The organism is Streptomyces sp. B1866 (assembly GCF_031932565.1).
Classification (GTDB): Bacteria; Actinomycetota; Actinomycetes; order Streptomycetales; family Streptomycetaceae; genus Streptomyces.
Window position 1 is genome coordinate 1 of record NZ_JAVSCF010000211.1, and the last position, 11,606, is coordinate 11,606.

The following is an 11,606-nucleotide window of genomic DNA, read 5'->3' on the forward strand; positions in this document are numbered from 1 at the left end:
CGGCGGGCCGCCGGAGGCCGCCGCCGAGGGGGAGCGGGGGCGGCGCGCGGCCTGCTCCGGGTTCGGCTTGATGCCCGCCGACTCGGCCGAGGCGGGGTTCTCGCGCGGCGCGGACGACCGGCCGGCGGCCGGGTGGGACGAGCGGAAGGTGTCCGGGACCTCGTCGGGTGAGGGGCGGTGAGCGGTCACGGGGTGGTCCTCCCAGGGGTCGGTGCGGTGCGGTGCCGGGCCCGGGGCCCGGGTACCCGGTTCGGCGGGGGCCGAGGTCCGGGCGGGTCCGGTTCCGTCCGGGTCGGCCGGGCGGGGTCCGGGCCGGCCGGGCCCCGTTCGGCCGGGCCCGGGTCGGTCGGTGCGGTCCGACCAGGGCCCGTCTGGTCGGGTCTGGCCGGTCCCGGTCCGCCGGGTGGTCCGGTGGGCTCCGTCGGCCGGGCCGGTCCGGCGGGTCCTTCCGGTCCGGTCAGGCCGGGCCGCCGGGGTCGTCAGGACCCGGCCGGTCCGGGCCCGCCGCCAGGCGGCGGATCGCGGCCATGGGGATCGGCAGCCACTCGGGGCGGTGCCGGGCCTCGTACAGCACCTCGTAGACGGCCTTGTCGGTCTCGTGGGCCCGCAGCAGCTCCGGCTCGTCGCGCGGGTCGGTGCCGGACACCTCGGCGTAGCCCGCGCAGTAGGCGGCGCGCGTGCGGCGGGCCCACTCCTCCGGCCGGTCGAGTTCCCCCGCGTGCGCGGCGTAGTCGAAGGAGCGCAGCATGCCCGCGATGTCGCGCACGGCGGGCTGCGGCCGCCGCCGCTCGGCCAGCGGCCGGGACGGCTCCCCCTCGAAGTCGATCAGGCACCACCCGCCGCCCGGGGTCCGCAGGGCCTGGCCGAGGTGCAGGTCGCCGTGGATGCGCTGGGCGGTGACCGTGCGGCCCGCGCGGGCGGCCGCCGCCAGGTCCTCGTACGCCGAGGCCAGCGCGTCCCGGTAGGGCAGCAGGGCGGGTACGGCGGCGGCGGTGGCGTCGAGGCGCTCGGTCATGGCGGCCGCCAGGTGCTCGATCTGCGCGCGGCGCAGCTCGGCGGTGGGCAGGGCGCGGGCCATGGCCAGGTGCACCTCGGCGGTGGCGCCGCCGAGCGCGTGCACGGCGGGCGTGAAGTCGGACCGCTCGGCCAGGGCCCGCTGGGCGAGCTGCCAGCCGTCGACGGACTCGGCGAGGTAGGGCTGGAGCACGCCGAGGGTGTAGGGCTCGGCGTGCGCGTCCGCGCCCTGCCGGGGGGCGTCGGCCTCGAACCAGGCGGTGGGCGCGGGCACCCGGGAGCTGCCCGCACGGGCCAGCGCCAGCGGCACCTCCAGGTCGGGGTTGACGCCGGGGGAGACCCGGCGGAAGAGCTTGAGGATGTAGGCGTCGCCGTAGACGACGGAGGAGTTGGACTGCTCGGCGGTCACCAGCCGGGGGGCGAGGGCGGAGGGGATGGCCGTGGCGGGCTCGCGGACGAAGCGCAGCGGGCCGAGCCGGCCCGGCACGCGCAGCCGCTCCAGCAGCAGGGAGGCCAGCCGCGGGTCGAGCAGGGCCTCGTAGACGGCGCGGCCGTGCAGCGGGCCGCCGCTGGGGCGGCCGACGAGGGCGGTGGCGAGCCGGGGCGGCAGGGTGGCGCGCACGCCGAGCAGGATCTGGTAGCAGTCGTCGCTCGGCGCGCCGCCCTGGGGCGCGGGCGTCTGGCCGGGCCGGCCGTGCTGCTCGGCGCGTACCAGCAGGTGGAGCAGGCCGGGGGAGGACCCGGCGCCGGAGCAGGGCAGCAGTTCGAGCGCGGAGACCAGGGAGAAGCCGGTCACCGGGCGGCCCTTGCCGGCGAACCAGCGCTGCCGCGGCAGCCACTCGGTCAGCAGCGGGGTGAGGGATTCCAGCAGGCCGGCGGGCCCGTCGGGGCCGCCCGCGGGCCCGCCAGGGGGTGCGCCGGGGGGTGTGTCGGGCGGTGCGTCGGGGGGTGCTTCGGGTGGGTCGGCGGGCAGGGCGGCGCCTGCCCCGGCCGCCGCCCCGGCGCCTGGCCCGGCGGTCGTTTCGGAGCCCGGCCCGGCGCCCGGTTCCGCAGGTGGCCGGCCGGGCGGGTCGGCGGGTGGGGCGGCGGGCCGTTCGGGGGCCGGTGACGGGCCGGTCCCAGCGGTGGGCGAGCGCTGTGCCCCTCCGGAGGATGCAGCTTCGGGCATGGCGTCGCGTCCTTTCCCCGGGCACACGACGGACAGGGCAAAGTGTCCCGGATTGCAGCATTGAGTTTGCGGCGGTGCGGGACGTGTCGGGCGAGGATCGTCCGTACGGCGACTTTCGTCCGTTCGTGATCGGTTCTGCCCGTGCCGTACGGGGAGGCTTCCCTGGCCGTGCGGTCGAAAACGCCCCGGAGACCCCTGAGGACCGGCGTGTTCCGGCGCCGCGCGGACCGCGCCGTACGCCCGGGCGGGCCGCACCCCGCGGGCGGTCGGCGCAAGGTCCCGCGCGGGGGACACCGGACGGCGGCGCACGGGGCGGGACGCCGACGGGCGGCGCACCGCGCGGGGCACCGGAGGGCGGCGCACCGGGCGGGCTCAGCCGGCTGCCAGGTCCGGCCGGGGGACCGCGTTCTCGACGGGCCGCAGGCGGAACCAGTAGAAGCCGTGCCCGGCCAGGGTCAGCAGGTAGGGCAGCTCGCCGATGGCCGGGAAGCGCACCCCGCCGATCAGCTCCACCGGGTGGCGCCCGGCGAAGGCCCGCAGGTCCAGCTCGGTGGGCTGGGGGAAGCGGGAGAAGTTGTTCACGCACATCACCAGGTCGTCCCCCTGCCCCTCGGTGGCCGGGGCCTCCCGCAGGAAGGCCAGGACCGCGGGGTTGCTGGAGGACAGCTCGGTGTACGAGCCGAGGCCGAAGGCCGGGTTCTGCTTGCGGATCTCGATCATGCGGCGGGTCCAGTGCAGCAGCGAGGAGGGGCTGGACATGGCCGCCTCGACGTTGGTGACCTGGTAGCCGTAGACCGGGTCCATGATCGTGGGCAGGAACAGCCGCCCGGGGTCGCAGGAGGAGAAGCCGGCGTTCCGGTCGGGGGTCCACTGCATCGGGGTGCGCACCGCGTCGCGGTCGCCGAGCCAGATGTTGTCGCCCATGCCGATCTCGTCGCCGTAGTAGAGGATGGGCGAGCCGGGCAGGGACAGCAGCAGGGCGGTGAACAGCTCGATCTGGTTGCGGTCGTTGTCCAGCAGCGGGGCGAGGCGGCGCCGGATGCCGATGTTGGCACGCATGCGCGGGTCCTTGGCGTACTCCGCGTACATGTAGTCGCGCTCCTCGTCGGTGACCATCTCCAGGGTCAGCTCGTCGTGGTTGCGCAGGAAGATGCCCCACTGGCAGCCGGAGGGGATCGCGGGCGTCTTGGCCAGGATCTCCGAGACGGGGTAGCGCGACTCGCGCCGTACGGCCATGAAGATGCGCGGCATGACCGGGAAATGAAAGGCCATGTGGCACTCGTCGCCGCCGGTGGCGAAGTCGCCGAAGTAGTCGACCACGTCCTCGGGCCACTGGTTGGCCTCGGCCAGCAGCACCGTGTCGGGGTAGTGGGCGTCGATCTCGGCGCGCACCCGCTTCAGGAACTCGTGGGTCTGCGGCAGGTTCTCGCAGTTGGTGCCCTCCTGGGCGAACAGGTACGGCACGGCGTCCAGCCGGAAGCCGTCGATGCCCAGGTCCAGCCAGAAGCGCAGGGCGGCCAGCACCTCCTCCTGCACGGCCGGGTTGTCGTAGTTCAGGTCCGGCTGGTGGGAGAAGAAGCGGTGCCAGAAGTACTGCTTGCGCACCGGGTCGAACGTCCAGTTGGAGACCTCGGTGTCCACGAAGATGATGCGCGCGTCCTGGTACTGCTTGTCGTCGTCGGCCCATACGTAGTAGTCGCCGTACGGCCCCTCGGGGTCGGCGCGGGACTCCTGGAACCACGGGTGCTGGTCGCTGGTGTGGTTGACGACGAAGTCGATGATCACCCGCATGCCGCGCTGGTGGGCGGAGTCCACGAACTCCACGAAGTCGGCCAGGTCGCCGAACTCCGGCTGCACCGCGGTGTAGTCCGCCACGTCGTAGCCGCCGTCGCGCAGCGGGGAGGCGAAGAAGGGCGGCAGCCACAGGCAGTCGACGCCCAGCCACTGGAGGTGGTCCAGCTTGGCCGTCAGACCCTTGAGGTCGCCGATTCCGTCGCCGTTGCTGTCCTGGAAGGAGCGCACCAGCACCTCGTAGAAGACGGCGCGCTTGAACCAGTCGGGGTCGCGTTCTTGGGCAGGCGTGTCCTCGAATTTGTCCGGTACGGGCTCGTTGACGATCATGTTGTGGGTGACCCTCCGATCGGTGAGGACGGTCGCAGGGTCAGCACGTGCGCGGGCGCCAGGGCTCGGCCCGGGTCGAGGCGCACGTAGTTGTCCCTGCCCCAGTGGTAGGTCTCGCCGGTGATCTCGTCGTGCACCGGCACGGTGTCGTGCCAGTCCAGGCCGAGTTCCGGCATGAGCAGTGACACCGTCGCCTCCTGCGTGTGGTGCGGGTCGAGGCTGACGACCGTGAGCACGCAGGAGTCGCCGGTCCGCTTGGAGTAGACGAGGACGGCGTCGTTGTCGGCGTGGTGGAACCGCAGGTTGCGCAGCCGCCGCAGCGCCGGGTGGCGCCTGCGCACCCGGTTGAGCAGGGAGATCAGCGGGGTGATGGTGCGGCCCTCGCGCTCGGCGGCGGCCCAGTCGCGCGGCCGCAGCTGGTACTTCTCCGAGTCCAGGTACTCCTCGCTGCCGGGGCGTACGGCATCGTTCTCGCACAGCTCGTACCCGGCGTAGACGCCCCAGGTGGGCGACAGCGTGGCGGCCAGCACGGCCCGTAGCTCGAAGGCGTGCCGGCCGCCGTGCTGGAGGTAGGCGTTCAGGATGTCGGGCGTGTTGACGAAGAAGTTGGGCCGCATGTACGCGGCGGCGTCGCCGGACAGCTCGGTCAGGTAGTCCGTCAGCTCCTGCTTGTCGTTGCGCCAGGTGAAGTACGTGTACGACTGCTGGAAGCCGATCGCGGCGAGCGCGTGCATCATCGCCGGGCGGGTGAACGCCTCGGCCAGGAAGATCACGTCCGGGTCGGTGCGGTTGACCTCGCCGATCACCTTCTCCCAGAAGGCGACGGGCTTGGTGTGCGGGTTGTCCACGCGGAAGATCCGCACGCCGTGGTCCATCCAGAAGCGCAGCAGGCGCAGCGTCTCGCGGACGATGCCCGCGAAGTCCTCGTCGAAGGCGACGGGGTAGATGTCCTGGTACTTCTTGGGCGGGTTCTCGGCGTACGCGATGGAGCCGTCGGCGCGGTGGTGGAACCACTCGGGGTGCTCGCGCACCCACGGGTGGTCGGGCGAGCACTGGAGGGCGAAGTCCAGCGCGACCTCCAGGCGCAGCTCGCGCGCCCGGGCCACGAAGTGGTCGAAGTCCGCGAGCGTGCCCAGGTCCGGGTGGATCGCGTCGTGCCCGCCCTCGGCGGAGCCGATCGCCCACGGCGAGCCCACGTCGTGCGGGCCGGCGGACAGCGTGTTGTTGGGGCCCTTGCGGTGGGCGCGGCCGATGGGGTGCACCGGCGGCAGGTAGACCACGTCGAACCCGGCGGCGGCCAGCGCCGGCAGCCGCTCGGCGGCGGTGCGCAGCGTGCCGCTGACGGCCGGGCGGCCGTTCGCGGCGGGCCGGGCGCCCTCCGAGCGCGGGAACAGCTCGTACCAGGAGCCGAACAGCGCGCGCTCCCGCTCGACCTGGAGCGGCATCGGGCGGGAGGCGCTGACCAGCTCGCGCAGCGGGTACCGGGCCAGGGCCGCGACCACCTCCGGGGCCAGGGCGGCGGCCAGCCGGTCGGCCACCGGGCGCCGCTCGTCGCGCAGCCCGTCCACGGCGGCCAGCACCGCCTCCCGGCCCTCGCTCTTGGGCACCCCGACCGCCGCCCGCTCGTGCAGCAGCGCGCCCTCTTCCAGCACCAGCGCGGTGTCGAGACCGGCCGGGATCTTGATCCGGGCGTGGTGGCGCCAGGTGCCGACCGGGTCGCTCCACGCCTCGACCGTGTACGACCAGCGGCCCTCGGCGGAGGGTGTGACGTCGGCGCCCCACCGGTCCGTCCCCGGAGCGAGTTCGCTCATCGGCGTCCACGGCCCGGAGCGGCCGGCCGGGTCGCGCAGCACCACGTTCGCGCCGAGCGCGTCGTGGCCCTCCCGGAAGACGGTGGCGGTGACCTGAAAGGTCTCCCCGACGACGGCCTTGGCGGGGCGGCGGCCGCAGTCGACCTGCGGGCGGACGTCAAGGACGGGAATTCGGCCGATCATAGGATCACCTGGCGGCAGGGCGAGCGGGCGGGCGGGGCGGCTTTGGTCCTTTGTATAGGTTTTGCCGCCGGGCGGCGCGTTGCGGGCATGACAGCTCCTGTCCGCGTTCACTCGGGTGGCGGAGGGTTTCGGCCAAGAGGGTGTGAAGACAGCCTTCCACTCAGGCCGGTAGGACAATCCGGTTTTTGCGTTAACTACGGGTACCTAACGGCGTACGCGGGCCGCGCGTACCGGTCGCCTGCCCGCAATCCGGCGGATGACACGCGGCCGTCCCCCGGCCGCACCCCCGCCCGGACGGCCCGTCCCGCGGCCCCCGTCCGCCGCTCCGCGGCCCCCGCCGCAGGCCCCCGGCCCCGCCGCCGGTCCGCGCCGCGCCGCCCCGCCGCGCCCGTACGCCTCCGCGCGGGGGCCGGACGCGGGAACCCCGGGCGCCGAAGCGGAAGCCGCGCCCCGGCCGCCGTTACCGTCTAAGGGTGAAGGCCATTCGTCGATTCAGCGTGCGCCCTGTCCTTCCCGAGCCCCTACGACCCCTCAGCGACCTCGCGCGGAACCTGCGCTGGTCCTGGCACCGAGAAACCCGCGAGCTGTTCCGCGACGTCGACCCCGACGGCTGGCAGGCCGCCGGCCGCGACCCGGTGCGGCTGCTCGGCGCGGTGTCCGCCGCCCGGCTCGCCGCCCTCGCCGAGGACCCCGGCTTCCTGCGCCGCCTGGCCGCCGCGGCCGACGACCTGCGCGACTACCTCACCGGGCCGCGCTGGTACCAGAGCCAGGGCGGGGGCGCCGAGCCGCCCGCCGCCATCGCGTACTTCTCGCCCGAGTTCGGCATCACCGCCGAGCTGCCGCAGTACTCCGGCGGCCTCGGCATCCTCGCCGGCGACCACCTCAAGGCCGCCAGCGACCTCGGCGTGCCGCTGGTCGGCGTCGGCCTGCTCTACCGGCACGGCTACTTCCGGCAGTCCCTCAGCCGCGACGGCTGGCAGCAGGAGCGCTACCCCGTCCTCGACCCGCACGAGCTGCCCCTGGACCTGCTGCGCGAGCCCGACGGCCGCCCGGCGGCCGTGGCGATCGCGCTGCCCGGCACCCGCCGGCTGCGCGCGCGCGTCTGGCAGGCGCGCGTCGGCCGCGTCCCGCTGCTGCTGCTCGACTCCGACGTGGAGGACAACGACCAGGCCGAGCGCGAGGTGACCGACCGGCTCTACGGCGGCGGCAGCGAGCACCGGCTGCTCCAGGAGATGCTGCTGGGCGTCGGCGGCATCCGCGCCGTACGCGCGTACTGCCGGCTCACCGGCCACCCCGCGCCCGAGGCGTTCCACACCAACGAGGGCCACGCCGGCTTCCTCGGCCTGGAGCGGGTGCGCGAGCTGACCGCCGACGGCCTGGACTTCGAGGCCGCCCTGGAGGCCGTCCGCGCGGGCACGGTGTTCACCACCCACACGCCCGTCCCGGCCGGCATCGACCGGTTCGACGCGAGCCTGGTCGCCCGGCACTTCGGCGACGACGGCGAGCTGCCGGGCATCCCCGCCGAGCGGGTCCTGGCGCTCGGCGCCGAGACCTACCCGGGCGGCGGCCCCGGCGTGTTCAACATGGCCGTCATGGGCCTGCGGCTGGCCCAGCGGGCCAACGGCGTGTCCACCCTGCACGGCCAGGTCAGCCGTGAGATGTTCGCCGGGCTGTGGCCGGACTTCGACGCCGGTGAAGTGCCGATCACCTCCATCACCAACGGCGTGCACGCCCCCACCTGGACCGCGCCCGAGGTCGTCCGGCTGGACCCGGCCGTAGCCACCGACGCCGAGCTGTGGCAGCTGCGCCGCACCCTGCGCGCCCGCCTGGTGGCCGAGGTGCGGCGGCGGCTGTACGCGTCGTGGCGCGAGCGCGGCGCGTCCGACGCCGAACTCGGCTGGGTCGACGGCGTGCTCGACCCCGACGTGCTGACCATCGGCTTCGCCCGCCGCGTCCCGTCGTACAAGCGGCTGACCCTCATGCTGCGCGACCGCGACCGGCTCACCCGGCTGCTGCTGCACCCCGAGCGCCCGGTGCAGATCGTCGTCGCGGGCAAGGCCCACCCGGCCGACGACGGCGGCAAGCGGCTCATCCAGGACTTCGTGCGCTTCGCCGACGACCCGCGCGTACGGCACCGCGTCGTCTTCCTGCCCGACTACGGCATGGGCATGGCCCGCGACCTCTACCCCGGCTGCGACGTGTGGCTGAACAACCCGCTGCGGCCGCTGGAGGCGTGCGGCACCTCCGGGATGAAGGCCGCGCTCAACGGCGGCCTCAACCTGTCGGTGCGCGACGGCTGGTGGGACGAGTGGTACGAACCGGACTACGGCTGGGCCATCCCGACCGCCGACGGCACCGCCACCGACGAGGCGCGCCGCGACGAACTGGAGGCGGCGGCCCTGTACGACCTGCTGGAGGAGCACGTCACGCCGCGCTTCTACGACCGAGAGGGCGTCGGCGGCTCCGGCCCGCCGCCGCGGTGGACCGCCATGGTGCGGCAGACCCTGACGGGCCTGGGCCCCAAGGTGCTCGCCGACCGCATGGTGCGCGACTACGTGGAGCGGCTGTACGCGCCCGCCGCCCGGTCCCACCGCACCATGGACCCGCGCACCGCGGGCGACCTGGCGGGGTGGAAGACCCGGGTGCGCGGCGCCTGGCCGCGGGTCGCCGTCGACCACGTGGAGGCCGCGCTGCCCGCCGCGACCCAGGACGGCGCGGCCGAACTGGGCGCCACCCTCGCCCTGCGGGTGCGGGTGGCGCTCGGCGGCCTGGAGCCCGCCGACGTGGAGGTGCAGGCCGTCGCCGGGCGGGTCGACGGCTCCGACCGGATCACCGACGCCGCCGAGGTGGCCCTCAAGCCCGCCGGCGGCCCGGACGCCGAGGGCCACTGGCTCTACGAGGGGCCGCTGCCGCTGGACCGCACGGGCCCGTTCGGCTACACCGTCCGCGTGCTGCCCGCCCACCGGCTGCTGGCCTCCAGCGCCGAACTCGGCCTGGTCGCGCTGCCCACGGAGGCCGTGAGCGAGGCGGCGGGCGTGCTGCTGCGGTGACCGGCGCGGGGCCCGCGACACCGCCGCGGGCCCCCTCCTGCCTCGTGTGCCGGCCGACGGTCAGAAGGTCAGCTTCCAGCCGTTGACGTAGCCGGTGTCACTCCGGTACACGTCCTGGACCCGCAGCAGCCAGGTGCCGCCCGCCGTCTCGGACGAGACGTCGACCGTGTAGGTGGTCTTCACGTCGTCCGCGCTGTCGAACAGGCTGGAGTTCTTCAGCCGGTAGGCCGTGCCGTCCGGCGCGACCAGGTCGACGACCAGGTCACCGCGGTAGGTGTGCACGATGTCGACGCCCACCTTGAGCGCGGACGGCGCGCCGCCGGTCCGGCTCACCGGGATCGGCGAGGTGACCGCCGCGCCCGCGTCCGGGATGGCCACGTCCGCCGTGCTCTCGAAGACGCTCGCCCCGGTGGTGTTCACCGTCCAGGAGAAGGACGCCGTGCCCTTCTTCGACGCCGAGTCCGTCACCGTGACCGTCACCGTGCTGGTGCCGACGGCCGTCGGGGTGCCGGAGATCAGGCCCGTCGAGGCGTCCACGGCCAGGCCCGCGGGCAGCCCGGCGGCGGCGTACGACAGCGCGCCCGCGTTGGTGCTCGTGGCCTGGAGTTGCAGGCTCGTGGCCTGGCCCAGCACGCTGGACTGGTCGCCGGGCGCGATGAGCGTGACGCCGTCGGCGATGCGCGTGCCGACGTTCACCGCGGCCCACGCGTTCGCCACCGCGACGTACTGCGCGCTGCCGGAGCCGTACAGCTGGCCCGCCGCCCACAGCGTCGCGTCCCGCGCGCCCGCGTAGTTGGTGTTGGACTGCATGCGCTCGGCCAGCGCCTTGAACCAGATCTTCTCCGCCGCCGCCCGGCCGATGCCGGTGACCGGCTGGTTGTCGTACGTCGGGCTGTTGTAGCTGACGCCGTTGACCACCTTCGCGCCGCTGCCCTCGGACAGCAGGTAGAAGAAGTGGTTGGCGACCCCGGAGGAGTAGTGCACGTCCACGCCGCCGACGCCCGAGTACCAGTAGTCCTTGGACGAGCCGTCCCGGCTGGGCCGGTCCATGTAGCGCAGCGGGCTGCCGTTCCCGTTGATGTCGATCTTCTCGCCGATGAGGTAGTCGCCCACGTCGGCGGAGTTGTTCGCGTAGAACTCCACGGCGGTGCCGAAGATGTCGGAGGTCGCCTCGTTCAGGCCCCCGGACTCGCCGCTGTAGGTGAGCTTGGCCGTGTTGGCGGTGACGCCGTGGCTCATCTCGTGGCCGGCCACGTCGATCGAGGTCAGCGGCTTGGCGTTGTTCGCCCCGTCGCCGTAGGTCATGCAGAAGCAGGCGTCCTGCCAGAAGGCGTTGACGTACGCGTTGCCGTAGTGGACGCGCGAGTACGCCGCCACCCCGTCGCCCCNCGTCCTGCCAGAAGGCGTTGACGTACGCGTTGCCGTAGTGGACGCGCGAGTACGCCGCCACCCCGTCGCCCCTGATGCCCGTGCGGCCGTGCACGTTCTTGTAGTAGTCCCAGGTCAGGGCGGCGCCGTAGTGCGCGTCGACGCCCGCGGTCTGCGGGTCGGACGCCGTGCCGTCGCCCCACACGTCGTCGGCGTCGGTCAGCAGCGTGCCCTGGCCCGAGGTGGCGCGGTTGAGGTTGTACGTCTTGTGCCCGCCGCGCCCGGTGTCGTTCAGCTGGTACGCGCCCGAGCTGCCCGAGGTGCCGATGGTGACCTGGCCGCTGTACCTGCTGTTGCCGGTGCCCTGCTGGACCGCCTGGTAGCGGTACAGCTCGGCGCCGGTGCCGGCGTCGCTGACCACGTGCAGCTCGTTCGGGGTGCCGTCCTCCTGGAGGCCGCCGACGACGGTCTCGTACGCGAGCACCGGCGCGCCCCGGGCCGCCCAGACCACCCGGCGCGGCGCGGACGCCGCGGCGGTGTCCTTCGACCCCTGCGCCCGCGCCGCCGCCACCGCCGCCCGCTCGGCCGCGGCGGGCCGCACGGCGGCGGTGGTGGTACGCACGGATATCCGGCGGGCCTTGGCCGCCGTGACGACCCCGCGTATGCGGCCCCGCGCGGCCGTGTCCACGATCAGGTCGCCGCCCAGGACCGGCAGGCCGTCGTAGGTGCGGTCGTAGCGGGTGTGCAGCGTGCCGTCGGCGTCCTTCACGACGTCCGTGACGACCAGCTTCTCCTTCGGGCCGAGGCCGACGGCCCGGGCGGTGTCCGCGGCGGCGGCGCGCGCGCCGCGCAGCAACCCGGCGCGCTGGGCCGGGGACAGCGCGGCGGGCA

At 74.5% G+C, this 11,606-nt stretch carries 4 protein-coding genes and 2 pseudogenes; 1 reads left to right on the forward strand and 5 read right to left on the reverse strand.

The window, feature by feature from the left end; translation table 11 throughout:
• The 4 genes and pseudogenes from RKE29_RS22890 to RKE29_RS22905 form a co-directional block, all read right to left on the reverse strand.
• Positions 1–189, reverse strand: a pseudogene (locus tag RKE29_RS22890) (hypothetical protein); the annotation flags it as partial.
• A gap of 268 nt (positions 190–457) precedes the next feature.
• Positions 458–2,182 carry a phosphotransferase gene (locus tag RKE29_RS22895; protein WP_312007456.1) on the reverse strand — a complete coding sequence of 575 codons (1,725 nt, stop codon included), beginning with the start codon at positions 2,180–2,182 and terminating at the stop codon, positions 458–460.
• 372 nt (positions 2,183–2,554) lie between these two features.
• Positions 2,555–4,303 (reverse strand): maltose alpha-D-glucosyltransferase, encoded by a 1,749-nt coding sequence (gene treS, locus RKE29_RS22900; protein WP_312007457.1) that lies wholly within the window; start codon positions 4,301–4,303, stop codon positions 2,555–2,557.
• Entirely contained in the window at positions 4,300–6,297 is a 1,998-nt protein-coding gene (locus RKE29_RS22905) for an alpha-1,4-glucan--maltose-1-phosphate maltosyltransferase (protein ID WP_312007458.1), read from the reverse strand. The genes treS and RKE29_RS22905 overlap by 4 nt, the downstream gene beginning before the upstream one ends.
• Before the next feature lie 473 nt (positions 6,298–6,770).
• Here RKE29_RS22905 and glgP point away from each other — a divergent pair, with 473 nt between their 5' ends.
• The gene (glgP, locus tag RKE29_RS22910; RefSeq protein WP_312007460.1) at positions 6,771–9,347 is read left to right on the forward strand and encodes an alpha-glucan family phosphorylase; all 2,577 of its coding nucleotides are present in this window, start codon (positions 6,771–6,773) and stop codon (positions 9,345–9,347) included.
• A 60-nt stretch (positions 9,348–9,407) separates the two neighbouring features.
• Here the strand turns inward: glgP and RKE29_RS22915 are convergent.
• A pseudogene (locus RKE29_RS22915) lies at positions 9,408–11,606 on the reverse strand (M4 family metallopeptidase); the annotation flags it as partial.